Below are 23,665 nucleotides of genomic sequence, written 5' to 3' on the forward strand. Positions count from 1 at the left end.
CGGCCTTGTTCCGGATCCGTACCTGTCACATTCCGGGCGCAATGTGATACAGTTTACTTGGATTCTGGTGTCGTCTGCTGAAGGTATAGACATGCTCACCCGTTTTGAAGTCTCCGGATTCAAGAACCTTGAGAATGTCACCGTCGACTTCGGACCATTCACCTGCATCGCGGGACCGAACTCGGTGGGGAAGTCGAACTTGTTCGATGCGATCGAGTTCCTGTCCCTGCTGAGTGACCACAACTTCCTCGAGGCCTGCACGCTCATCAGGCCCACGCCCCAGCAGCGCTCAGACATCTCCTCCCTATTTCTCCACCCGAGTCGTCCAAGGCCACGACAACGTCTGTTTAGCAGCGGAAATGATCCTCCCCTCCCCCGTCTCCGATGAGTTCAACCAACAGGTTGAGCCCGAACGCACATTCGTGCGCTACGAGGTCCGACTCGCCGTCCGCCGGGGAGGTCCCCTCTCGACGGGCTTGCAATTGAGACTGGTCGATGAATGGCTTTCGCCGGTCCAATACCCGAAAGACCATCTCCGTTTCCCGGAGTCGCCAACCTACGTGAAGAGGTTCGTACACGGAGCTCACAGATCGCCCCCGCTATCCACCACAGAGGAGAACGGGAACACGATCATCCAGATCCGAAACGGAAACAGGGGCCGGCCCAGGAAGATCGCCGCGGACAACGCACAACGAACTGTGCTGTCGGCGACAGCGTCGGCCGAGAACCCGACTATCCTGGCCGCACAGACTGAAATGAGGTCCTGGCGCTTCGTCGCCCTGGAACCGAGCGCGATGCGCGCCCCTGATGACATGGTCGAGACCCGGCCCATTTCCGCCACCGGCGCCCACATCCCGTCCTCCTTGTTCCGTCAGGAACTCCAAGAGGGGAATGGCAGTAACGTCATGAACCGCGTTCGCGATGCAATCGGAGCACTTGTGGACATACGCCATCTGCGCGTCGTTCAAGACCGATCCCGTGACACACTCGAACTGCGTGCCAAGATTGGGGCGACGCCGGAGCTGCCCGCGAGATCGCTCTCCGACGGCACCCTTCGCTTCCTCGCCCTGTCCGCGATGAAGGTGTCCCGTGACTATTTCGGAATGCTGTGCATGGAAGAACCCGAGAACGGTATCCATCCTTCCAAGATCGTCGACATGCACAGGCTCCTGCGGGGGATTTCCGACCCTACGGAGCACTCGGCCCGACAGGTCATTGTCAACACTCATTCCCCCTATTTCGTCCAAGCCACGAAAAACGATGACATCCTGTGCGCCGTCGGCAAATCGATTCCCGACGGCCAGGGGGGCGTCCTGCGCAGCGTCGGGTTTCACCCGCTCCCCGGCACATGGAGGGCCAGGACCAAACCGGAGGACAGCACGGGAGCCCGTCCCGTCTCGCGTGGCGAGATAGCGGCATTCCTTGAGAACCCGGACAAATGGAACGGCGACGAAGATGAATGAGTGGCATTGCTGCCTCGTGTGCGAGGGCTCTTCGGATGCCGCACTAACCAACGTGTTAGAACTCCTGCTCACCCGCTTGACACGCGAGCCCGCTTCGGTCAGCGCGCGCCTCGACTTGAGGGGTTCAGTCCGCGAGAAGCTCTTCGCACTGCAGACAAATGATGCGGGGCTCTACGACCTAGTCTTCGTCCATCGCGACGCGGACAATACTGGCCTCCAGGCGCGCCAAGAGGAGATCAAGCGCGCCGTGGATTCAGTACAAGACGCCGCAATCACCCCGGTTGTTCCCGTAGTACCAGTGACAATGACTGAGACTTGGGCTCTGGCATCACTTTTCGGTGATCCGGATTGCCGTGCCTGGTTGCGGCGCGAGGCGTCAGTATCCGAGAAGACACTTGAAACCTACCGAGACCCCAAGAATCTTCTCCGTCGCCTCCTCAGTCGCGACGATCCCGATGGCAAGCTTCTACCCAATGGAGTGTTCTCGGTTCGAAGAGCACGCATCCTTGCCGAACTTGACACAGCCGACGGTTCCGCACCCTCCCGCCTCCCAGCGTGGAACGCCTTGAACAAGGTACTCGCGGACGCCGTTGCCCGTGTCCGCCCATGGCTCTCCTAGGGTGATGCGAAGGCACACTGTCCTGATTTCCTCCGAGTTCTACGCCGACGACCTCGAAGTCCTCAGGAGCACAGCGAACGCTTGTCCGGCGAAGGAATCGAACAGTGGTTGCGCGACGATGCCACCCCCACTATCAGGGCGCACGAGTCGCACCCCGAGTCCGGGCACACACTCGACGAGCTCGAAGCCACCCTCGGCCTGAAGTGACTCCCCGGCCGCGTCGCCTGGTCATTTCCGACCACGCTTTCAGCCAGCTGCTGGATCTTCGCGGCCCAGCATTCGTCCCGGTCTACGCTTTCTTGGATTCCGCAGCACTCTCACCATCGCATTCGTCATCTACCCGGAAGCGCTGGTTGTGATGCCCATCGACTCCTCCCGCCGAGAGCACCTTTTGATCGAACACCTTTCTACCTTCGACGGAAAGTCGTCCCGCATGACCAAGAATCCGGGCTACCGTCCCCGGTCTGCCCGAGAGATAGCTCTTCGTATCTAACGGCGCAGGTGGGGTCGCTTGTGGGCGTGGCGGGTGGTGGGCGAGGATGTCCGGGTCAAGTCCAGTGGAGTGGTGTAATCGTTTCGTGTCCTTCGGGTGGGTTATGCGGTGAGTGTGAGTGTGGTGTCCTCCTGGAGGGTGGGTTGGGGTGCGAGTCGGGATTTGGCGAGGACGCCCGGGCTGAGGTGGCGTCGGCCTTCGGCCCATTCGTCGGTTTGCTCGGCCAGGACGGCTCCCACCAGGCGGATGACGGCCTGGCGGTTGGGGAAGATACCCACGAAGTCGGTGCGACGCCGGGTTCCCCCACTCGAACTCCCGGACTCCCCCGCGAAGGAAGTCCCGCAGGAGGCGGGTTCGGCCCGATCCCGGCCCCGATCGCCGCGCCGAGCCCCGGTGACCGCATTGCCATTCAGGTGGTCACCGGGGGCCGGCGCTGGGCCCCACTCACTGCCTACACCGACGCCGTCACACTCAGAGCAGGCGGTCACCGGGGGCCGCGGCGCTGAGACTCAGCCACGCCCCTGCGGTATCCGCTTCTAAGGTTCTCGCCTCGTCGGACCCGTGGGCGGGACGGGCACGTGGGCAGGCCCAGTCACTTCTCTGCTGCGTCCGCTTCTTCCCCTCCCAACGACGTTTCCAGCTGCTCGACGATCTCGGCGTGCTTCTTCTCGCTGAGGGTCACCTTGACCGCGAACACGGCGGCCGAGGCGACGATGATCGCGAGGGGGACGTAGAAGGCCGCGGTTTTGAACGTCGTGATGTTCGCCGCGGTCAGCGAGGCCGGGTCCGCGTCGTTGGTCATGGCCGCGGCGATCGCGACGAATCCGACTATCGAGTTCGACAGCGCGCCCGCGATCTTGTCGAGCATCGGGCGGACGGAGAGGGTCACCGCCTCGTTCCTCCGGCCCGTCTTGAGCTGCCCGTACTCCACCGAGTCGGTGAGGGTGAGGATGGCGGTCATCTGGATGAAGGTCGAGGGGATGTAGAACAGGACCAAGGCGGCGAAGACGACCAGGACGTTGTTCGAGAAGAAGATGAAGAGGACGTAGGCCGCAGCCATGAACGCCATGCCCGCCAGGTACAGGATGCGCCTGGGCACGCGCTTGTTGATGAACGGGTAGAGGGGCGTGGTCGCCAGGCCGATGCCGAAGGCGATGAGCCCCACCACCGAGTAGCTGTTCGGCATTTCGAGGACGAACTTGAACAGGTAGATCATGAAGCCGGTGGTCGCCACATTGGCCACGGAGTACAGGACGTACGACAAGGACACCCACAGGAGCTGGTCGTTCTTCGCGATCGCGGCGAAAGCCTGCACAGGGTTGGAGCTCTCGGCGGCGTGGGCGCGCAAGGGGCTGTCCTGCTCGGTCGTCCCGAACGCGACAGCGAGGCACGTGGTTATCCCCAGTACCGCTATCAACGCCCCGAACCCGGTCCACCCCGCTTGGCTCTCCCCCGTGACCCCGGCGAAGACCGAGCTGAAGAACGCGACGACGGGCACCACTATGGCGGTGACGCCGTTGTACCCGATGGAACCCGTGAATGTGCCGAGGGCCGTGAAGACCCCCCGCTCGTGGGACGAGGACGACAGCGCCGGGATCATCCCCCAGTAAGAAATGTCGCGAAGTGAGTAGAAAATGTCAAGAACAATGAAGACAATGATGAAAACAACGATGAACACCATCTTGTTGGTGTTGACCAGGCCGAACAGTCCGGTGAAGATCGCGAAGAGCAGCACGGACGACACCACGCCCCCGACGACCTGCCAGGGATGGAAGCGCCCGAACCGGGTCGTCGTGTTGTCGACGAGGTTGCCGAGCAGGGGGTCGAGGAAGATCTCAGCGATCCTGATGACGAAGACCAGCACGGTGATGACACCGATGAGCGCCTCGGCCTCCGCCCTCTCGTACTGGGCGAAGAGCGTCTGCGCCGCGTAGTACGTCACGAAGTAGGTGGACAGCGCGTTGTAGAACGCCGCCTGTCCGAGGTTGCCGAAGGCGTAGCAGATCCTCTGGACCAGGAGGGGGCGGATCCTGGAGCCGTCCGGTGCGGTTGACATGTTCTTCTCCTTCGAAGTCGGCGAAACTCACCTACCCACTGAAGTATACTAGTTTACCTACAGATGTAAACTCACTCAGCCGTATCCACCTTGAACTGCACAACAGATCTTGCCATCACACCCCAAATGCCTGTAGACTCAAGGGTAATTCGGTTTACCTGATCAGCAGCGCCGCCATCACTCAGGAGGTAGATCCTATGCCATCCGCAGCCCCCACACCCTCAGCCCAGTGGCTCACAGACCCCACCGTGTTCGCCGTGAACCGGCACCCACAGCGGTCGTACCACCGCACCGACGCCCCCAGGCAGTCCCTCAACGGCCCATGGGAGGTGCTCGACACTGACGCACGCGCCATCGACGTCGCCGATCCCGAGTCGCCCGCCTCCGTACTGCGATCCGCATCGGATCGGATCGCCACCATCCCCGTCCCCTCCACCCTTGAGACGAACGGAGGGTGGAGGCCCGCGTACGTCAACATCCAAATGCCCTGGGATGGGCACGCGGACCCGGAGGCCCCCTCGGTCCCAGACACCAACCGCGTCGCCCTCTACCGCCGCCTCTTCACCCTCGATGAGGACCTCCGGGGGGCCGCGCTCGACGGCGGAACCGTCCTGCTCTCATTCGGGGGTTTCGCCACCGCGCTCTACATCTGGTGCGACGGCGTGTTCGTCGGCTACTGCGAAGACGGGTACACCGCCAGCGAGTTCGACATCACCCGCCTCCTCGGCGGGGCGTCCACCGACACCATCCACGAACTCGTTGTCGCGTGCTACGAGCACTCCAGCGCCTCGTGGCTCGAAGGACAGGACTCGTGGCGTTTCCACGGCCTGTTCCGGGGCGTCTGCCTCACGGCCCTGCCCCCCACCCACGTCAACAGCGTCCGCATCGACGCCGACTTCGACCACCACAGCGAGGTCGGCCGACTCCACATCAAAGCGGATGTCGTCGATCCCCTCGGGGGCGCATCAATCCGCGCGGAGCTCTTCGACTACTCCGATGCGCCCGTGTGGAGCACCGAAACGCCCCGGAGCGCGGCGGCGGACCTCGTGTCCGACGGGATCCCCCAGATCGCGCCGTGGTCCGCCGAGTCCCCCACCCTCTACCGCCTCCACCTTGACGTCATCGACCGCGATGGGCGCACGTGCGAAACGGTGGCCCTCAACGTCGGTTTCAGGCGCTTCGGAATCGAGAACGGCATCATGACGCTCAACGGGCGGCGCATCGTCTTCAAGGGCGTCAACCGCCACGAGTTCCACCCGCGCAAAGGGCGCGCGCTCGACGAGGCGGACATGCTGGCCGACATCCGCTTCTGCAAGCTCCACAACATCAACGCGATCCGCACCAGCCACTACCCCAATGACCCCCGCTTCTACGACCTGTGCGACGAGTACGGGATCTACGTCATCGACGAGGCCAACCTCGAGACCCACGGAACGTGGACCCTCCCCGGAGACGTCCCGACGCCCGACACGGCCATCCCGGGGTCGCGGACGCAGTGGCAGGACGCGTGCGTCGACCGTCTCGAGCGGATGATGGTCCGCGACTACAGCCACCCGAGCGTTCTCATCTGGTCACTGGGCAACGAGTCCTACGGAGGTGAGGTCTTCCGCGCCATGAGCCGACGTGCCCATGAACTCGACCCCGCGCGCCCAGTGCACTACGAGGGGATCACCTGGGACCGGGAGTACGACGACGTGAGCGACATCGAGTCCCGCATGTACGTCCACCCGGACAAGATCGAGCAGTACCTCGCGTCCTCGCCCGCCAAACCGTACATTTCCTGCGAGTACATGCACGCCATGGGGAACTCGGTCGGCGGCTTGGGCCTGTACACGGACTTGGAGCGCTACCCCCATTACCAGGGAGGGTTCATCTGGGACCTGATCGACCAGGCCCTGTGGCATCCGGCGACCCCCGCGAGCGCCGGGGAGTTCCTCGCCTACGGAGGGGACTTCGGGGACCGGCCCTGCGATTGGGAGTTCTCCGCGGACGGGTTGCTCTTCGCCGACCGCACCCCCTCCCCCGCTGCGCGCGAGGTCAAACAACTGTACTCGGATTTCTCACTCGTCCCGTCCACAACCGGAGTCGATGTCACGAACCGGTCGCTGTTCACGTCCAGCGGCGCCTACGACCTGGTGTGCTCGCTCCTGGTCGACGGCGAAGCGGTCTGGCGGATCACAGTGTCTTCTGATGTCCGCCCCGGTGATCGCGCCACCGTGCCCTGCCCGTGGCCCATCGACGAGTACTCGGCCCCCGGCCGCCAGATCGTCCTCGTGGCCTCGCTGGTCCACCTCCATCGGACCGCGTGGTGCCCGGCGGGGCACGAAGTGTGCTTCGGCCAGTCCGCGCTCCCCCTCGCCGCGCCCCCGTCCCCCCTGGGCGCCGCCGATCGGAAAGACGCGTCGTACACGGTCGGACGCTGGAACATCGGGATGAGAACGGGCGGTGAGGAGGCGCTCTTGTCCCGGACGGCTGGAGGAATGGTCCTCTGGGCGAAGGACGGCGGCCCCCTCGTGCTCCATCCCCCAAAGCTCACGACGTTCCGGCCCCTCACGGACAACGACCGGGGTGCCTCCCACGGCTTCGAGCGCGCGGTCTGGACCGTCGCGGGCAGGTACGCCCGCTGCTCGGATGTCTCGGTGCGCCAGGAGGACCGCGGTGTCGAAGTCGCCTACTGCTACGAGCTCGCCGCCGTGGGCATCCCGGTCTCCGTGGTCTACCGCCTCAACGACGACGGAACGATCAGGTTCACCGCCTCGTACCCGGGGGCTCCGGATCTGCCGACGCTTCCCTGCTTCGGCATCGAGTGGGCGCTTCCGCCGTCGCTCTCCCGTTTGCGCTTCTACGGCATCGGCCCCGACGAGACGTACATCGACCGGCTCAGCGGAGGCCGCCTCGGGATATGGTCGCGCTCCCTCTCAGAGGACCTCACTCCTTACGTGGTGCCGCAGGAATGCGGGAACCACATGGGCGCGCAGTGGGCGGAGGCCAGCGACGAGCAGGGGAACGGGATCCGGGTCGTGAGCGCGACCGGCAGCCCGTTCGAGGTCTCCCTCCTACCGTACTCGAGCGCCCAGATCGAGGAGGCCGTCCACTGGTGGGAGCTCCCCGATCCCGGGCGCCGTCCGGCGACCCACTTGCGGCTCCTCGCGGCCCAGATGGGCGTTGGGGGCGACGACTCCTGGGGCTCCGAAGTCCACCCGGAGTACCTTGTGCCGTCCGAGCAAGCGCACGTCCTGGACGTCGTCCTGTCGATGCTGTGAACTGCGCCGCTGGTGCCCGGGACCGTGCGCTCCGGCCCCGGGCACCAGCGGGCGCGCCCTAGACCGCCGAGGCGGGAACGAAACTCGATCGGACCACCAGCTCAGTGGAGATCAGGACATGGTGGCGCTGCTCGTAGCGGCCGATGATCGAGTCGGAGAGGAGGAGGATCGCGGACTCGGCGAGCTCCTCGCGGTTGATCGCGTAGGAGGACAGCGGCGGGGCCGTGTACTCGCACACTTCGAGGTTGTTGATCGAGACCACCGCGACGTCATCGGGCACACGCATTCCAGCCGCCACGAGGCATTGGAGCACTCCAACGGCCAGCGGATCCGCGGCGACGACGACCGCGTCCGGCGCAGGACCGGTGGAGTCCGCCAGTATCTGCTCCATCTGGCGGCGGCCGTTCTCCACCGTGAAAGAGCCCTCCGCGCAGACCCTCGCCTCGGCGGACAGCCCCAGGCGCTCCATCCAGTTGACGAACGCGAAGGTCCTGATGTCCTCCTCGTAGAAATGCATGCCCATGATATGGCCATCGCCTCCGACGAAGGAGATCCGCCTGCGTCCCTGGTCCCTCAGCGCGTCGATGGCGTCGAGGACCGTCTGCTGGAGGTCGGGGCGCACGGAGTGGAACAGTGTCGGCGCTGGATTGATATCAATGAAAACACCGTGGGGCAGCGCGGCGTGGAGCTTTTCAAGGTCGCCCCCCTTCAAAGGGGAGGGGCCGACCGAGATGAAACCGGAGAAGCGATCGGCCGCGCCGATGAGCGAATCGCAATCCGGGAAGGACGCGAGCGACATCATGTGCTCGGAGGCTTTGACTTTCAGCGCCTCGCGGACGTCGAAGAAGTAGGCGTCGTGGAGCCCCCGCTCAGGATCGACGTTGTCGAGGATCGCCACGTTCTGGGGGATTCCCACGCGCCTGCCCTTGAGCGCGTACCCCATCTCGTTGCCGACCTCGATAATCCTGCGGCGCGTGTCCTCCCGGACTGAGAACGTGGGATCCCCGTTGAGCACCCGTGACACCGTCGCCTTCGAATACCCGGTGGCGGCGGCGATATCACTGAGGCTGACCATTTGCTACCCTCCTTCGAGAACAGTTCCTCCGCGGTGTTCGCGCCGCTGAGGGCCTATTCCCGCAATCGGTTCCCTAGTCTAGCGCGTGCCCGTATGGCGATCCGATCGCCACCAACCGGATCCGATCCCACCCCTGCCCCACCCTACGGTGCCGTAAGATAGGGCCCATGCGCGCCACGGACGAAGGAACAGACATGAGCGACAACCCGACCCCCGCCTCGTCGGAAGACAGCGCCACGGAGCTCGAGGCCGTGCCCGCGCCGACCAGCGAGGGCGCCACGGAGGCACTGGAGTGGCACGCCCCCACGCTGGTGCGCATCGACGAGACCTGCACGATCCCCCGCCTGCTTCAGGACCGCGTGGGCCGCAGCCCCCGCCGCCCTCTCATCCTGCGCAAACTGGGCATGGGCGACACGTGGCGGCCGGTGAGCGCCCGGGACTTCCACGAAGAGGTCCAGCAGGTGTCCGCCGGGCTCATCGCGCGCGGGCTGGAGCCCGGCCAGAGGGTCGCGATCATGAGCCGCACCCGCTACGAGTGGACGCTGCTCGACTTCGCGTGCTGGTGCGCGGGCCTGGTCCCCGTTCCCATCTACGAGACGAGCTCCATCGAGCAGGTCGCCCACGTGCTCTCCGACGCCGACGTCGACCTGGTCGTCACTGAGACCGTGTCCCTGGCGGAGATCGTGCGCACGGCCGCCGAACGGGCCGGGCGCCACCACGTCGTCGTGCTCTCCTTGGACTCAGAAGCCATCGAGACCCTGGTCGCCGACGGCGCCGGCGTGCCCCGCGCCACCGTCGCCGCGCGCACCGGGGCCCTGACGAAGGACGACATCTCCACGATCGTGTACACGTCGGGGACGACGGGCACCCCCAAGGGCACGGTGCTCACCCACGAGAACTTCACGAACCTGTGCCTCAACTCCCACGCGTGGATGCCCGAGATCGCTGCGGGCGAGGACTCCCGCCTGCTGCTGTTCCTGCCGCTCGCCCACGTGTTCGCGCGCTTCCTGCAGGTCTTCCAGATCAGCGGCAACGGCGTCATGGCGCACGTGTCGAACATCAAGAACCTGCTGCCCGACCTGGCCTCCTTCCGGCCCTCCTACCTGCTGGTCGTGCCGCGCGTCCTGGAGAAGATCTACAACTCGGCCGACGCGAAGGCCACGAAGGGCGCGAAGAAACGGGTCTTCCGGTGGGCCGCCCACGTGGCCATCGAGTACTCCAAGGCGCTGGACACCCCACAGGGCCCTTCGCGCTCACTGCGCGCCCAGCGCGCCCTGGCGGACAAGCTGGTGTTCCAGACCATCCTCAAACTGGTCGGCGGGAACGCCCGCTACATCGTGTCGGGCGGGGCGCCCCTGGCGACCTGGCTCGGCCACTTCTACCGGGGCCTGGGCATCCCCGTCCTGGAGGGCTATGGCCTGACGGAGACGGTGGGCCCCGTCTCGGTCAACACCCCGCGCCTGTCGAAGATCGGCACCGTCGGCCCGGCCCTGCCGCCCATGTCCTTCAAAGTCTCCGACGAGGGCGAGATCCTGCTCAAGGGCCCCTCGGTCTTCCACGGCTACAACAACGACCCCGAGGCCACCGCCGCCTGCTTCACCGAGGACGGCTGGTTCAAGACGGGCGACCTGGGCTCCCTGGACCGCGACGGGTACGTGAGGATCACGGGCCGCGCGAAGGAGATCATCGTGACCGCCGGCGGCAAGAACGTCGCCCCGGCCGCCCTGGAGAACCCGATGCGCTCCCACCCGCTGATATCCCAGGTCCTGGTGGTCGGCGACCAGCGGCCCTTCGTGGCAGCGCTCATCACCTTGGACGCGGAAATGCTGCCCGTGTGGCTGGAGTCCCACGGCCTGCCGGTCATGAGCGTCGCCGAGGCGGCCACGAACGTCGAGGTCCTGGCATCCTTGCAGAAGGCGGTGGACGGGGCGAACGAGCATGTCTCGCGCGCCGAGTCGATCCGCAAGTTCAAGGTGCTCACCTCGGACTTCACCGAGGCGAATGGCCTGCTCACCCCGTCGTTGAAGGTCAAGCGCACCGTGGCCGTGCGCCGCCTGGCCCCCGTCATCGACGAGCTCTACGGCGGCCCCGTCGAGGAGTGAGCCGCTTCCGGCGCGGGCAGGCCGGCTGCGGCCTCCGTCGTCGCGGTGATGTGGTGGGGCGCTGTACGGGTGCCGTAATGGTCCAAAATGCGTCTGAGTTTCGCCGTGTTTCGGCGGTGCCGGGGCGCAGTGTTCCATTTTGCGTCTGAGTTCGACGGTTTCGGGCCGATTCTCGCGATTTTGCCTAGACTCAGACGCATTTTGGAACAGCCACCCGGGAATCCCCCGGAAAGGCCCGAAACTCAGACGCATTTCGGACCACCCGGGATGCTGCCGCCTGCCGGTGCGCCTTCTGCCGCGGTCCCAATGGCTCTGGCGGGGCAAGCACAGCCGCCGCCCGCCTTCCCCCGAGGCGGGCGTGCTGGCACTGGTAGGGGCAGCGGCACCGCAGCCCGTTGGCGCGCCTTCTCCCCTCCCCGGTCCCAATGGCACAATTCGGGGCGGCTGACCGGCTGCTCAGGCGGTCCAGCGGACCTCGTGGGGCGCGGGAGTGGTGGGGAGGATCCCGAACGCCCATTCGATCTGGCTGCGCTCCTGCTGCACGCGCGGGTTGCGCAGGGGCGTGTAGGCACCAGTCTCCCGCGTGTAGCCCTTGGCCGCGCCCCAGTTCCAGATGCGCCAGCAGTGAAGGACTGCGAGGGAAACCACTTCATCCCTCGACAAGCGGTACCACGCGAGATTGCGCATCCTGATCCACCGGCCGTCCGGGGCGACGACGCAGACCATGGCCATGGGCAAGCGGCGCCGCACGTTGAGGAGAACGGGGAACAGTGACGGTGTCGGCGTCCAGGGGGATCGGGCCGCGCGCCGAGGCCCTGCACTTGCAGCGTTTGCCCCGCAACGGGTCAACCGCGGACGATGCCGTAGAGGTGCTCTTGTTTGGACCGCATGGCTTGCTGGATGCCGAGGCCGCTGAGTTCCACGTACTGGCCGGTCTCGCGGGTGAAGCCCTTTGCAACCGCCCAGTTCCACAACCGCCAGCACTGCGTGATGCCCTTCACTTCCATTTCCGCCACGTCGATCCCGGCCCAGGCGGCGCCGGTGAGCGGCATGGCCCGCCCGTCGGGAATGATAACGCGGACGGACGCCTCGCTGACGAGAGAGCTGGCCCCCCTGCGCTTCCTCTCGACCCGCACGTAGAACCCGGTCCGCGAGGTCGGCCACGGGATGTCTGCCGACCGCACCATGTTCTTGGCGTGGAACCCGGTGGCGTCGATGGTCATCGACGAGGAGCGGAAGAGGAACCCGCCGAAGAGCAGGAACGCCCCGAATATGCCGAGGACGACGATCCCCAGGACAGTCCCTTTCCCGCCGAGGTAGATCACGTTCCAGATCGATCCCAGGATGAAGGGAACGGAGAGGACGAACGCCAGCCACGCTGCGCCCGTCGCACTCGGCATCACAATGGAGTCCGCCGTCAGGGGAATGGGGGCAGTGTCGTCGCGCTGGTACTGGTAGACACCGCCCCCCTGGCCGGGCGCGCCGCCCGCCAGAGCCCCTTGGGCGTACGCCTGCCCGCCCGTGGGCTCCCGACCGGCCCCGGCCCCTCCGGGCGCGCCGTACTGCTGGGCAGAACCACCGGATGCCGCGTAAGGCTGAGACGAACCATCCGGAACCCCGTACTGCTGGGCCGGTCCTCCTGGCGGCGCGTAGGGCTGGGCCGAGCCGCCGGGCGCGCCGTACTGCTGGGCAGAACCTCCGTAGCCGGGAGCTCGGCCGCTCCCCTGTCCGCGACTATCGGCGTTCGGATCGGGCTGGGCGTAGGGCGATGTCATAGGCTGCCTTTCGACTCGATTCTGTTCGACGGTACCACTGTTGTAGGGGGCAGGGGCAAACTCGGGACGCCCGACCGGTTCCACTCGCGAGCGCCGCCGCACCCGCTCCCTTCCCACTCGCGAGCGCCGCCGCACCCGCTCCCTTCCCACATGTGAGTGCCGCCGCACCCGCTCCCTTCCCACATGTGAGTGCCGCCGCACCCGCTCCCTTCCCACATGTGAGTGCCACCGCACCCGCATGCACGCCCGCGCCCGTCGGCACATGGCCGACGGGCGCGGGCGTTCCCCATCGCGCATTCCCCGCCAAGCGCTCCCCATCAGGCGGGAGCTCCCCATTGGGGGCATCTGGGGCTCGAGTCGCTACTGGGCGTTGAGCGCCGCGGTGGGCGGTGTGCGCGAGGCCCTCACTGCGGGGTAGAGGCCTGCGACTGCCCCGATCCCGACTGTCACGGACAGGCCCGCGACAACCACGTACCACGGCAAGGTGAATGGCCATCCGTTCGCCGCACTCATCCCGAAGGTGACGCCGATGCCGAGCACGCACCCTGCGGCCCCTCCCAGGAACGCCAGCAGCAGCGCCTCAGCCAGGAATTGGACGAGGATGTGCCCGCGCATGGCCCCAAGCGAGCGCCGCAGGCCGATCTCCCTGCGCCTTTCCAGAACGGAGATGATCATCGTGTTCGCCACGCCGATGCCACCGACCAGCAGGGCGATCGAGCCGACCCCCACCAGCAGCGCCGTGAAGGTCTGGTCCGCGGCGTTCTTCGCGGCCAGGGCGTCAGAGGGCCGCGAGACCTTGACGGAGGTCGGGTTCTTCGGGCTGAGCGTGGGGCCCAGGAGGGCGCGCACGTCCTCGACCCTGTCCTCAGTGGAGCGCTCGTAGACAGTGGTCGGCTTCCCGTCGAAGCTGAACTGCTGCTCGGCGATGCTCGACCCGATCAGGGCTGAGTTGTCGAGCTCGGGCGCCAGGGTCACCGGATCGAGGATGCCGACGACTGTGAACGAGGTGTGCCCGATCCACACCTGGGTGCCGGGCTCAACGACGCCGAGGCGGTGGGCGGCTTTTGCTCCGAGGACCGTCGCCGGGTAGGTGGCCGTCGCTTCGTTGAGCCACGTCCCCCGGGCCACGGAGCCCGCCACCACGTCGAGCAGGGACTGCTCGGCAGCCATGGTGAGGATGCCGCCTGTAGCGTTCTTGTCCGCGAGGCGGGAGCGGTAGACGGACACCCCCGACAGGGTGGCCGTGGAAGTCGCCTTCTCCACCCCGTCGATGAGCCGTATCCTGCCGACCGCGTCACCCGGCAGGCGCGTCGACGACCCGGACAGGTCCTCGCCGGCCTGGGCGGTGAGCATATTGGTGCCCAGCGCCCGCAGCTGCTCGGCGAGCTGGGCCTGGCTGGAGGTCGACACGCCGATGACGCCCACCATCGCCGCAATGCCGATGGCGATGCCCAGGGCCGACAGGACGGCCCGCGTGGGGCGCGAGCGTATGCCCGTTCCACCGAGGCGCGCCACGTCGGACCAGCGCAGCTTCGAGTACATCGATTTGGAGCCCTCAGACATAGGCCACCTCCTTCGCGGCGGAGTCGTGGACGATGCGTCCGTCCTTGATGGCGACCTGGCGGGGCAGTTGCATCGCGAGGTCGTTGTCGTGCGTGATGACGACGATGGTCGTCCCCTGCTCGTGGAGCTCGTGGAGCAGTTCCACGATGGACGCGCCCGACACGGAGTCGAGGTTGCCCGTGGGTTCGTCCGCGAGCAGCAGCGGGGGGTCCCCCACGACCGCGCGGGCGATGGCGACGCGCTGGCGCTCGCCGCCCGACATCTGGTGGGGCTTGTGGTGGAGCCGGTGCGACAGCCCGACCCGGATGAGGGCTTTCTCCGCCTTCTGGCGGCGCTCGGCCCGGGACACGCCCAGGTAGAGCAGGCCGTCGGCGACGTTGTCAATCGCCGTCATGCCCTCGCTGAGGTGGAACTGCTGGAACACGAAGCCGATCAGGTGCGCCCGCAGTCCCGACAGCCTGCGGTCCGACAGGCGCGACACGTCGATCCCGTCGATCTCCACAGTACCCGAGGTGGGGCGGTCCAGTGTTCCGATGAGGTTGAGCAGAGTGGACTTGCCCGACCCGGAGGGGCCGACGATGGCGACGAACTCACCCCGTTCGATCGAGAGGCTGACCCCGGCGCACGCCGCCACGGGCGGTTGGCCGTAGGTACGGCGCACGTCGTGCAGTGAGAGTATTCGGCTCATCGGTCGGGCACCACCACACGCTGATTCTCAGACAGCTCGTCACTGGTCACCTCAACGCGGTCCCCGGCGAAGAGACCGGTCTTGACCGGCACCTTCCGGATGGTGTTGTCGTCGTTCACCACCTCGACGCCGAACTGGTCGGGCGTGAGGGCGATGAGCGCGCCCAACGGCACGGACAGGACGTTCTCGCGCTTCTCACTGACCAGGCCCAGCGACACAGACGCCTCCTGGAGCCCTTCTGTCGCCGAGGGGTCGTCGGGCGTAACGGTGATCGGGATTACGCGCTCCTTGTCGCTTGCGGAATCGGAACCAGAGCCAGAACCAGAGCCCGAACCGGAGCCAGAGCCGGAGCCCTTCTGCTCGCCGGACGCAGATCCTTTGTCGGTGGGCGGTTCCACGGTGGCGATCGTCCCCGTGGTGGTCTGGCCGCCGGGCAGGCGGATCTTGACACTGTTGCCCACGACGCCCAGTTTCTGGTCAGCCAGTTTGAGGTTGGCGCTGATCACCTGGCGGGTGCTGGAGACGTTGAACAGGTCGGTCTCCGGTGTCGCGCGGTCACCGAGGCGGGCGATCATCGTGCCGACCCGCAGATCCTCGGGGGCGAAGACCACGCGGCCCAGCGGGAGGATCCCGTTCTGCGTGAGTCCCTTGTCCTTCTGCCACTTCTGGATGGCGGCGCGCGTCAGCCAGTCGTAGCGGGTGTTCGGCTCGCCGGTGAAGTACCCGAGTTCTTTGAGCGCGGTCTCCAGTTGGGTGACGTCGTCGCCGTTGCTCATGTCGGGCTCGAAAGTCCTCCAAGCGGGGGTCGCTCCGCGCATGAAGTAGGTGGGCTCGTCGCCGACCTGCTGCATCATGTCCCCCTGGTGGAGCGTGGTGCCCGGAGTGGGGAGTTTCGTGATGACGCCTTCGAAGGTGCCGCGGAACTTGTACTGGTCCGCGTAACGCAGGGTTCCCACTGCGGTCGTCTCCCCCTCAAGGGTGCCGCGGGTCACCACGTCGGTGCTTCCCGTGAAGACGTTCCCCTCCGACTGGTTCTGCTCACCGCCGGGCAGTTTGCCCAGCGCGTAGGCTGTTCCCACCCCTGCGAGAGCGACCGCCAGGACCGCACAGGTGCCGACGACGAGCATCCGGCGCTTACGCGGCGGTTTCGTTTCCGTCGAGTCCGTCGTCATTTGGTTTGGGCCCCCTGGTTGTTGAAGCACTTCTGCAGGGCGTCCTGCGGGACGTCCTTGACGTTGAGGCCCTTACCCGGCTCCGGATCCGGCACGTCGTAGCCAAGCCCGCGCAGGCACTCAGCGCCCTTGACGAGCTGCTGCTGAGCGTCAGCGTCCTTCGTGAGGTCGTTCTCCTCGCCCAGCGCCGGACCGATCTCCTTCTGGCACTCGTTGAGGGCGTTGTTGAACGCCTCCGAGGTGTCGGAGAGGTTGTCCGGGGTCAAACCGGTGTCGGGCACGTCGAAGCCCTTCCCGCGCATGCACTGCGCGAAGACCAGGTTCGCGTCGTCCGCGGACTTGACGGTGCTCGACGAGCTGGCGGAGGGCTTGCTGCCAGCGTTGCCCGAGGCGCCGTTGGAGCAGGCGCCGAGGACGCCCACGGCGACTGCCAGGCCGATTGCGGCGAAGGCACGGGCGGGGCGGTGTTTCTTCATGGGAAAACTCCTTGAATGTACGTGTCTTTGCGGCGGATCACGCTCGCAGTTGATCATTCAAGACGGCATCCCTGGAAGTTTCCTTAAAGGAACCCTGGAGACAGACCAGAAATAACCTCTCCCAGTAACCGTCAAGCCGGGAACTGCTCTCTCCTAGCACCAAAAAACGGCACCCGTCACAATTCGGTAACGAATCGACGAGGCACGCCCCGCTACCCGGCGCCGTTGTACTCGGCTTTGATGTCCTCGTGGTGGCGGATAACCTCGCGCACCATGAAAGACAGGAACTTCTCCGCGAAGTCCGGGTCCAAGCCGGAGCCGACCGCCAGTGCCCGCAGGCGCTCGACCTGGCGCGCCTCCCTCTCAGGATCGGCCGGGGGCAGGTCGTGGACCGCTTTGATGTGCCCCACGCGCTGCGTGCAGCGGAAGCGCTCAGCGAGGATGTGGATGAGCGCGGCGTCGATGTTGTCGATGGTGCGGCGCGCGTCGGCGAGTGCCTCGGGAATCCCCGTCACGCCGCGATCGGCCGGGCCCGCCGTATCATTCCCCATTGATCCGCTCCCCATCACAGGGCCCCTCAGGCGCTGCGCACCCGCTCGGAGGAACGGTCCGTGTACAACTCGGCGGCGCCGACGCCGTTGACGTGCTCGCGCGTGATGACCACGCGGGCCACGTCGTCGCGGCTGGGCAGCTCGAACATGAGGTCCGACAGGGTGCGCTCCATGATGGAGGACAGCCCCCTGGCACCGGTCTTGCGCTCGTTGGCCTGGGCCGCGACGGCCAGCAGGGCGCCACGGGTGAAGTCCAATTCGATGCCGTCGAGCTCGAAGAGGTGCTGGTACTGGCGCACCAGCGAGTTGTTGGGCTCCGTGAGGACCCGGACCAGATCCTCCTTGGTGAGCTCCTTCGTCGATGTCAGGATCGGCAGGCGGCCGATGAACTCGGGAATCATCCCGAACTTGTGGAGGTCCTCGGCGTTGACGGCCTCGTAGAGGTCCCCCATCTCCGAGGCGGACTTCAGTTCGGAGGCGAAACCCGTGGAGCGCTGCCCCAGGCGCGCCTTGACGATCTCCTCGATGCCCGCGAAGGCGCCGGCGGCGATGAAGAGGATTCCCGAAGTGTCGATCTCGAGGAACTGCTGGTGGGGGTGCTTGCGCCCCCCCGACGGCGGCACCGAGGCGACAGTGCCCTCGATGATCTTCAGGAGGGCCTGCTGCACGCCCTCGCCGGAGACATCGCGGGTGATGGAGGCGTTCTCAGCCTTGCGCCCGATCTTGTCGATCTCGTCGATGTAGATGATGCCGCGCTCGGCCTTCTTGATGTCGCCATCGGCCTCCTGGATGAGTCGCAGCAGGATGTTCTCCACGTCCTCGCCCACGTAGCCCGCCTCGGTGAGCGCGGTGGCATCGACGATGGCGAAGGGGACTTCGAGGAGGCGGGCGAGCGAGCGGGCCAGGTGGGTCTTCCCGGTGCCCGTGGGCCCCAGGAGCAGGATGTTCGACTTGGTGCCGAGCATGTCCTCCTCATGGCCGGCCTCGCGCGAGCGCACGCGCTTGTAGTGGTTGTAGACGGCGACTGACAGCGCGCGCTTGGCCCTGGTCTGACCGATCACCCATGAATTGAGGAACTCATTGATCTCGCGGGGCTTGGGCAGGGGCGAGGCCGCCGAGGACGAGGGCTGCTTGCCGAGCTCCTCCTCGATGATCTCGTTGCACAACTCGATGCATTCATCGCAGATGTACGCGCCGGAGCCTCCGATGAGTTTGCGCACTTGCTTCTGGCTCTTCCCGCAGAAAGAGCATTTCAGCAGTTCTGCGCCATCAGTGAGTCGAGCCACGGGACCTCCAAGGTTGTTGGGATACCGCCCTGGGACGGTGCCGGTACGCCGGCGGTGTTTCAGTCGTTCAAACTATTGCAACGATAGCGCACACGGGGAAACACGCAAGGCTTTTCCCGCGAAAAGTCGCGATTCCCCCTTCCCCCCCTCGGCATCGCGCGGTCCGTCTCCACACCCATCCGCCACTGTGAATGGACCACAGCATCGGCCATGGCGAGAAACTACTGACTTACCGACAGGTTAGTTTTTCTCAAACCCTTCGCCAGTTTCCATGACCGGCGTCACGAACTCGCATTCACTAAACGAGAAGGGCCCGTGGCGTTCGATAGATACCGAACACGCCACAGGCCCTTCCGTCACTGGGCTTTGCGCGATTCCAGCACCTGGTCGATCAGCCCGTAGTCGGCCGCCTGCGGAGCGGTCAGGATCTTGTCGCGCTCGATGTCGCGGCGCACCTGTTCGACCGGGGTCCCGGAGTGCTTCGCCAGGGTTTCCTCCAACCATGCGCGCATCCGGTCAATTTCGTCCGCGACGATCTGGATGTCGGAGGCCTGCCCCTGCATGCCCTCCATGGCCGGCTGGTGGATGAGGACTCGCGCGTTGGGCAGCGCGAGGCGCTTGCCGGGACTGCCTGCCGCGAGCAGGACCGCTGCGGCGGAGGCGGCCTGCCCCAGGCACACGGTCTGGATCTGCGGCTTGATGTACTGCATCGTGTCGTAGATGGCCGTGAGCGCGGTGAACGAGCCGCCGGGGCTGTTGATGTACATGGTGATGAGCGAGTCGGGATCCTGGGACTCCAGGACCAGCAGCTGCGCCATCACGTCGTCCGCCGAGGCGTCGTCCACCTGGACGCCGAGGAAGACGATGCGGTCCTCGAAGAGCTTCGTGTAGGGGTTCTGGCGGCGGAATCCGTAGGCCGTTCGCTCCTCGAAGTCGGGCAGCACGTAGCGGGCCTGCGGCATCTGCCGGGCAGCGGCCTCGAAGTAGGGTCGGGTGGTCATCAGAACTGTCCTCCTCGGGTGCCGATCTCCTGCGGGCCCTCGATCAGCCGGTCGACGAAACCGTACTCCAGGGCCTCGCGGGCGGTGAACCAGTGGTCGCGGTCGGCGTCGGCCTCGATCTGCTCCACGGACTTGCCGGTGCGCTGCGCGGTGATCTCAGCGAGTTCCTTCTTCATGCCCAGAATCAGGTCCGCGTTGATGCGGATCTCCGTCGCCGAGCCCCCTGCCCCGCCCAACGGCTGGTGCAGCAGGACCCGGGTGTGGGGGGTGATGTACCGCTTGCCGGGAGCTCCGGCCGTCAGCAGGAACTGCCCCATCGAGGCGGCCAGGCCCATGCCCACAGTCACCACGTCCGGCTTGATGTACTGCATGGTGTCGTAGACCGCCATGCCCGCGGTCACGGAGCCGCCGGGGCTGTTGATGTACAGGTAGATGTCGCGGTCGGGGTCCTCGGCCGCCAGAAGCAGCAGCTGAGCGCAGATCGTGTTGGCGTTCTCGTCGCGGACCTCTCCGCCGAGCCATATGATGCGCTCCTTCAGAAGGCGCTGGTAGACAGAGTCCCCCAGCCCCATGATGCTCTCGGCGCCAGGGCCGGCCATGTGCACGCTCACGCGCTCCTCCTCCTATACGTAGACCCTCTTCCCGGGTCAGGCTGCTACCAACGTAGCGGTTCCCGGTCCCGCACGCGTCCCAGCACGGGCCTTTTCGCTTTGAGCGCAGGTTCACCGCAATCCGCGCGGGAGCGGGGACCGGCTTCGGGGAGGCGGGATACGGCGGGGCCCGCGCCTACTGGCGCGGGCCCCGCCGACACTGGTGGGCCAAGGGCCTCACTCGGCGGCGTCCTCCGGATCCTCGGAGGCTGCTGCCTCGTCGGAATCCGCCCCGCCGACGATCTCGGCGTTCTGCGCAGCGGCCGGGTCCTCGCCGAAGAACTTCGACAGGTCCACGTCCGCTCCGGCGGGATCCTTCACGGTGACGCGCTTGAGGGCCTCGATGAGGGCCTTCGAGCGGCCGAGGTCGGCGACGACGTTCGCCATCTGCTGGGAGGAGGAGAACAGCTGGTTGATATCGACGCCGTAGTTCTGCGACATCTGGATCGCGTAGTCGATGAGCTCCTGCTGGGAGACCTGCACGTCGAACTCCTTGGCGACGGCCTCCGACAAAAGCTCGGCGCTCATTTCCCTGACGACCTCGGCGCGGAGGGCGTCCTGGTCGGCGGACTCTCCCGCGGCCTCGACGCGCTGGGAGACCTCGTGCTCGACAGCCGACTCGGGCAGCTGGATCTCGACCCGCTCCAGCAGGAGGTCGATGAGGCGGTCGCGGGCCTGGAGGGCCTGCTGGGACTCCTTGGACTGGGCGGCCTGCTTCCTCAGGTCCTCGGTGAGCTCGCCAATGGTGTCGAACTCGGAGACCATCTGCGCGAAGTCGTCGTCCGCCGTGGGCAGCTCGCGGACCTTCACCGACTTGACGGTGATGGAGACCTCCGCCTCCTCGCCCTCGTGGTCGCCGCCTTTGAGGACGGCTGTGAAAGCGACCTCGTCGCCGGCGCTGGCGCCGGACAGCGCCTCGTCCTGGCCGTCGAGCATGTCGCCCGAACCGATCTCGTAGGACACGTCGGACACGGAGTCGACCTCTTCCCCGCCGATGCGGGCGACCAGGTCGATGGTCGTGAAGTCCCCGGTCGCTGCGGCGCGGTCAACGGTCTTGAGGGTCGCGAAACGCCCGCGCAGCTCCTCGAGCTCCTTGTCCACGTCCTCGTCCGCGACCTCGGTCGAGTCCACCACGACCTCGATCGACTCATCGATCGCGGGCAGCTCGAAGGGCGGCACGACGGCGACCTCGGCGGTGAACACCAGCTGGCCGCCCTGAGGGCCACTCGTGTTGGGGATCTCGGTGACCTCGACCTCGGGCTGGGCCATGGGGCGCAGATCGTTGCTGGCGACCGCGCTGGAGTAGTGCCCGGGCAGGACCTCGTTGACGACCTGCTCGATGACGGCGGCCCGCCCGAAACGCTGGTCGATAATGCGCGGGGGCACGTGCCCCTTGCGGAACCCCGGGATGTTGACTTGGCCGGCGATGTCCTTGTACGCCTTGTCCATTTCGGACTTGAGCTCCTCGAAAGGTACCTCAACGGTCAGGCGAACCCTGGTCGGTTCGAGTGTCTCGACACTACTCTTCACGTGCGTATGCTCCGTTACGTCTGGCTGATTCCGGGCCCTTCCGGGCACATAACCCGTCCAGTCTACGACAGTGCCCCGCCCGTGTCGCCGCGCCACCTCGTTTAGTGGGCAAACGCGCCCCGCAGCCCTGGTCTTCCGCCATGATTTCGGGCACACTGGATCCATGGCAACGACGCTCACATTCCTCGGCGGGGCACGCACCGTGACCGGGTCGAAGTACCTGCTCACCATCGACCCGCCCGATGGCGCCCCGGACCGCCCGGGCGCGGGGCCGCGCCGGATCCTGGTCGATTGCGGACTCTTCCAGGGGATGAAGAAGCTCCGCCGCGCGAACTGGGCGCCCTTCCCCGTGGATCCGGCGTCCATCGACGACGTGCTGCTCACCCACGCCCACATGGACCACACCGGCTACCTGCCCCGCCTGGTCAAGCACGGGTTCCGCGGCTCGATCTGGGGCACGGACGCCACCCAGGCGCTCACCGAGATCGTCCTGCGCGACTCGGCGTACCTGCAGGAGCGGGACGCCGACTTCGCCAACGAGCACGGGTTCTCGCGCCACGAGAAGGCCCTGCCCCTGTACCGCATCGGCGACGTGGCCAAGACCCTGCCGCTCATGCGCTCCGTCGAGTTCCACCGGCCTTTGGACCTGGGCGACGGGATCGAGGCGACCTGGTACCGGGCGGGCCACATCCTGGGCTCGGCGTCGATCCGGGTCACCACCCCGGATGGGGCCGTCCTGTTCTCCGGCGACCTGGGGCGCACCACCCACCCGGTGCTGCGCAGCCGCGAGATCCCCCCGGGGGCCGACGTGGCGCTCATCGAATCCACCTACGGCGACCGCGAGCACATCGAGCCCGCCTCGCCGCACGAGGCCTTCGCCGCCGCCGTCCGCCGCACCGTCTCGCTCGGCGGGTCGGTGCTGGTGCCCGCGTTCGCCGTGGACCGCACCGAAGTGGTCCTGGCCGCCCTGGACCTCATGGCCGCCGAGGGGCGGATCCCCCCGGTCCCGGTCTACGTGGACTCCCCCATGGCCCTGCGCTCCCTGGAGATCTACCGCGCCCCCTCCCAGGCCGGCGAGCTGCGCGACGCCGCCCAGCTGCGCTTGCCCCACCTGCACCTCACTCAGTTGCGCACCGTCGAGGAGTCCAAGCGCCTCAACGCCCTGGGCACTCCGGCGATCATCATCTCCGCGTCGGGCATGGCCACGGGCGGCCGGGTCCTGCACCACCTGGCGAGGATGCTGCCCGACCCGCGCAACTGCGTCGTCCTGACGGGCTACCAGGCAGTCGGCACGCGGGGGCGGTCGCTGGCCGACGGCGCCCAGTCCCTCAAACTGCTCGGCATGGAGGTCGGTGTGCGCGCCAAGGTGGTCCGCGACGAGGAGTTCTCCGTCCACGCCGACGCCTCCGAGCTGGAGGACTGGGCCCGCGGCCTGTCCCCCGCCCCGAGCAGGATCTTCTGCGTGCACGGCGAACCCGACTCGGCGAGCGCCCTCGCTGCCGCACTGCGCTCCCGTCTCGGCCTCGACGCCGCCGTGGCCTCGCCCGGACAGACGATCACGATCACCCAGGGGTGAGGCCCGCCGACGGCACGTCGGCAGGCGCGGAGGCGATGGGCCGCGAGCGCCCGCGCACCACTGCGGCCAGCACGGCGCCCGGCACCGCGGCGACTCGGCGCACCCCCATGAGGATCGCGGCGTGCGAGGCCCGGGCCTCGTCGTCGTCCGCAGCAGTGAAGCGGGCCGTGGCACGGGGCTGGCCCGATACGACCGCGATGTCCCAGGACTCCAGGCGCACCGCGCTGCGGGCCGCCGCCTCGACCTCGCGGGGGTCGTGCCCGGCGCGCACCGCGCCCACTGCCATGATCGACCGGTACGACGGCACAGGACCCCCTTGGTTTCCG

General features: G+C 66.8%; 20 protein-coding genes and 1 pseudogene. 6 read left to right on the forward strand and 15 right to left on the reverse strand.

The genetic code is table 11. The features are described 5' to 3' along the window. Nucleotides 1-91 precede the first annotated feature (91 nt). From G447_RS12845 to G447_RS12760, 3 genes are all read left to right on the forward strand, one after another. Entirely contained in the window at nucleotides 92-388 is a 297-nt protein-coding gene (locus tag G447_RS12845) for an AAA family ATPase (protein WP_081697834.1), read from the forward strand. Beyond that, complete coding sequence (locus tag G447_RS11890; RefSeq protein WP_081697835.1) at nucleotides 360-1,463, forward strand: AAA family ATPase; 1,104 nt, start codon at nucleotides 360-362, stop codon at nucleotides 1,461-1,463. The genes G447_RS12845 and G447_RS11890 overlap by 29 nt, the downstream gene beginning before the upstream one ends. Before the next feature lie 700 nt (nucleotides 1,464-2,163). Further along, nucleotides 2,164-2,289: a hypothetical protein gene (locus G447_RS12760; protein WP_279378375.1), complete on the forward strand. Its 126-nt coding sequence runs from the start codon at nucleotides 2,164-2,166 to the stop codon at nucleotides 2,287-2,289. Between the two features lie 387 nt (nucleotides 2,290-2,676). Here G447_RS12760 and G447_RS11895 read toward each other — a convergent pair. Together G447_RS11895 and G447_RS0102335 are read right to left on the reverse strand one after the other, a co-directional pair. After that, a pseudogene (locus G447_RS11895) lies at nucleotides 2,677-2,871 on the reverse strand (transposase); the annotation flags it as partial. 296 nt (nucleotides 2,872-3,167) lie between these two features. After that, nucleotides 3,168-4,631, reverse strand: a complete 1,464-nt coding sequence (locus G447_RS0102335; RefSeq protein ID WP_026429893.1) for a glycoside-pentoside-hexuronide (GPH):cation symporter — start codon at nucleotides 4,629-4,631, stop codon at nucleotides 3,168-3,170. A gap of 197 nt (nucleotides 4,632-4,828) precedes the next feature. Here G447_RS0102335 and lacZ point away from each other — a divergent pair, with 197 nt between their 5' ends. Further along, nucleotides 4,829-7,894, forward strand: a complete 3,066-nt coding sequence (lacZ, locus tag G447_RS0102340; RefSeq protein ID WP_026429894.1) for a beta-galactosidase, LacZ type — start codon at nucleotides 4,829-4,831, stop codon at nucleotides 7,892-7,894. A gap of 58 nt (nucleotides 7,895-7,952) precedes the next feature. On the opposite strand, the gene G447_RS0102345 is transcribed toward lacZ, so the two are convergent. Next, complete coding sequence (locus tag G447_RS0102345; protein ID WP_026429895.1) at nucleotides 7,953-8,969, reverse strand: LacI family DNA-binding transcriptional regulator; 1,017 nt, start codon at nucleotides 8,967-8,969, stop codon at nucleotides 7,953-7,955. A 194-nt stretch (nucleotides 8,970-9,163) separates the two neighbouring features. On the opposite strand from G447_RS0102345, the gene G447_RS0102350 reads away from it, so the two are divergent. Continuing rightward, nucleotides 9,164-11,071: an AMP-dependent synthetase/ligase gene (locus G447_RS0102350; RefSeq protein ID WP_026429896.1), complete on the forward strand. Its 1,908-nt coding sequence runs from the start codon at nucleotides 9,164-9,166 to the stop codon at nucleotides 11,069-11,071. 456 nt (nucleotides 11,072-11,527) lie between these two features. Here the strand turns inward: G447_RS0102350 and G447_RS0102355 are convergent, their stop codons facing one another. The 11 genes from G447_RS0102355 to tig all read right to left on the reverse strand — a co-directional run bounded on the left by G447_RS0102355 (nucleotide 11,528) and on the right by tig (nucleotide 21,763). Beyond that, nucleotides 11,528-11,758, reverse strand: coding sequence for a hypothetical protein (locus G447_RS0102355; RefSeq protein ID WP_131295660.1), 231 nt, complete (start codon nucleotides 11,756-11,758; stop codon nucleotides 11,528-11,530). A gap of 158 nt (nucleotides 11,759-11,916) precedes the next feature. After that, entirely contained in the window at nucleotides 11,917-12,846 is a 930-nt protein-coding gene (locus tag G447_RS0102360; RefSeq protein WP_026429898.1) for a hypothetical protein, read from the reverse strand. A gap of 360 nt (nucleotides 12,847-13,206) precedes the next feature. Continuing rightward, nucleotides 13,207-14,409 carry an ABC transporter permease gene (locus G447_RS0102365; RefSeq protein ID WP_005872109.1) on the reverse strand — a complete coding sequence of 401 codons (1,203 nt, stop codon included), beginning with the start codon at nucleotides 14,407-14,409 and terminating at the stop codon, nucleotides 13,207-13,209. Continuing rightward, entirely contained in the window at nucleotides 14,402-15,097 is a 696-nt protein-coding gene (locus G447_RS0102370; RefSeq protein WP_026429899.1) for an ABC transporter ATP-binding protein, read from the reverse strand. Before G447_RS0102370 ends, G447_RS0102365 begins: the two co-directional genes overlap by 8 nt. Beyond that, the gene (locus G447_RS0102375; RefSeq protein ID WP_005872085.1) at nucleotides 15,094-16,269 is read right to left on the reverse strand and encodes a peptidoglycan-binding protein; all 1,176 of its coding nucleotides are present in this window, start codon (nucleotides 16,267-16,269) and stop codon (nucleotides 15,094-15,096) included. Before G447_RS0102375 ends, G447_RS0102370 begins: the two co-directional genes overlap by 4 nt. Next, a complete protein-coding gene (locus tag G447_RS0102380; protein ID WP_005872083.1) occupies nucleotides 16,266-16,745 on the reverse strand; it encodes a hypothetical protein in 480 nt (159 codons plus the stop codon). The genes G447_RS0102375 and G447_RS0102380 overlap by 4 nt, the downstream gene beginning before the upstream one ends. 212 nt (nucleotides 16,746-16,957) lie before the next feature. Next, nucleotides 16,958-17,296: a chorismate mutase gene (locus G447_RS0102385; protein ID WP_026429901.1), complete on the reverse strand. Its 339-nt coding sequence runs from the start codon at nucleotides 17,294-17,296 to the stop codon at nucleotides 16,958-16,960. A 26-nt stretch (nucleotides 17,297-17,322) separates the two neighbouring features. Then, nucleotides 17,323-18,582 (reverse strand): ATP-dependent Clp protease ATP-binding subunit ClpX, encoded by a 1,260-nt coding sequence (gene clpX / locus G447_RS0102390; protein WP_005872113.1) that lies wholly within the window; start codon nucleotides 18,580-18,582, stop codon nucleotides 17,323-17,325. Nucleotides 18,583-18,938: 356 nt separating this feature from the next. Then, nucleotides 18,939-19,583 (reverse strand): ATP-dependent Clp protease proteolytic subunit, encoded by a 645-nt coding sequence (locus G447_RS0102395; protein ID WP_005872095.1) that lies wholly within the window; start codon nucleotides 19,581-19,583, stop codon nucleotides 18,939-18,941. Further along, a complete protein-coding gene (locus tag G447_RS0102400; protein WP_026429902.1) occupies nucleotides 19,583-20,194 on the reverse strand; it encodes an ATP-dependent Clp protease proteolytic subunit in 612 nt (203 codons plus the stop codon). The genes G447_RS0102395 and G447_RS0102400 overlap by 1 nt, the downstream gene beginning before the upstream one ends. Before the next feature lie 216 nt (nucleotides 20,195-20,410). Continuing rightward, nucleotides 20,411-21,763 carry a trigger factor gene (tig, locus tag G447_RS0102405; protein ID WP_026429903.1) on the reverse strand — a complete coding sequence of 451 codons (1,353 nt, stop codon included), beginning with the start codon at nucleotides 21,761-21,763 and terminating at the stop codon, nucleotides 20,411-20,413. A gap of 163 nt (nucleotides 21,764-21,926) precedes the next feature. On the opposite strand from tig, the gene G447_RS0102410 reads away from it, so the two are divergent. Further along, nucleotides 21,927-23,339, forward strand: coding sequence for an MBL fold metallo-hydrolase RNA specificity domain-containing protein (locus G447_RS0102410; RefSeq protein ID WP_026429904.1), 1,413 nt, complete (start codon nucleotides 21,927-21,929; stop codon nucleotides 23,337-23,339). Here the strand turns inward: G447_RS0102410 and G447_RS0102415 are convergent. Then, the gene (locus G447_RS0102415; protein ID WP_026429905.1) at nucleotides 23,326-23,646 is read right to left on the reverse strand and encodes a hypothetical protein; all 321 of its coding nucleotides are present in this window, start codon (nucleotides 23,644-23,646) and stop codon (nucleotides 23,326-23,328) included. The genes G447_RS0102410 and G447_RS0102415 overlap by 14 nt on opposite strands. Nucleotides 23,647-23,665 lie beyond the last annotated feature (19 nt).

The sequence above is a fragment of the Schaalia georgiae DSM 6843 genome (genome assembly GCF_000429245.1).
In the GTDB taxonomy this organism is placed as follows: Bacteria; Actinomycetota; Actinomycetes; order Actinomycetales; family Actinomycetaceae; genus Pauljensenia; species Pauljensenia georgiae.

Bases quoted from the DNA above. Each gene is read 5' to 3' on its own strand.
- G447_RS0102355 (WP_131295660.1), bottom strand. From the start codon at position 11,758: ATGCGCAATCTCGCGTGGTACCGCTTGTCGAGGGATGAAGTGGTTTCC.
- G447_RS0102410 (WP_026429904.1), top strand. From the start codon at position 21,927: ATGGCAACGACGCTCACATTCCTCGGCGGGGCACGCACCGTGACCGGG.
- G447_RS0102360 (WP_026429898.1), bottom strand. From the start codon at position 12,846: ATGACATCGCCCTACGCCCAGCCCGATCCGAACGCCGATAGTCGCGGA.
- lacZ (WP_026429894.1), top strand. From the start codon at position 4,829: ATGCCATCCGCAGCCCCCACACCCTCAGCCCAGTGGCTCACAGACCCC.
- G447_RS0102395 (WP_005872095.1), bottom strand. From the start codon at position 19,583: ATGACCACCCGACCCTACTTCGAGGCCGCTGCCCGGCAGATGCCGCAG.
- G447_RS0102350 (WP_026429896.1), top strand. From the start codon at position 9,164: ATGAGCGACAACCCGACCCCCGCCTCGTCGGAAGACAGCGCCACGGAG.
- G447_RS0102380 (WP_005872083.1), bottom strand. From the start codon at position 16,745: ATGAAGAAACACCGCCCCGCCCGTGCCTTCGCCGCAATCGGCCTGGCA.
- G447_RS0102365 (WP_005872109.1), bottom strand. From the start codon at position 14,409: ATGTCTGAGGGCTCCAAATCGATGTACTCGAAGCTGCGCTGGTCCGAC.
- G447_RS0102385 (WP_026429901.1), bottom strand. From the start codon at position 17,296: ATGGGGAATGATACGGCGGGCCCGGCCGATCGCGGCGTGACGGGGATT.
- G447_RS0102370 (WP_026429899.1), bottom strand. From the start codon at position 15,097: ATGAGCCGAATACTCTCACTGCACGACGTGCGCCGTACCTACGGCCAA.
- G447_RS11890 (WP_081697835.1), top strand. From the start codon at position 360: ATGATCCTCCCCTCCCCCGTCTCCGATGAGTTCAACCAACAGGTTGAG.
- G447_RS0102335 (WP_026429893.1), bottom strand. From the start codon at position 4,631: ATGTCAACCGCACCGGACGGCTCCAGGATCCGCCCCCTCCTGGTCCAG.
- G447_RS0102375 (WP_005872085.1), bottom strand. From the start codon at position 16,269: ATGACGACGGACTCGACGGAAACGAAACCGCCGCGTAAGCGCCGGATG.
- G447_RS0102345 (WP_026429895.1), bottom strand. From the start codon at position 8,969: ATGGTCAGCCTCAGTGATATCGCCGCCGCCACCGGGTATTCGAAGGCG.
- G447_RS12845 (WP_081697834.1), top strand. From the start codon at position 92: ATGCTCACCCGTTTTGAAGTCTCCGGATTCAAGAACCTTGAGAATGTC.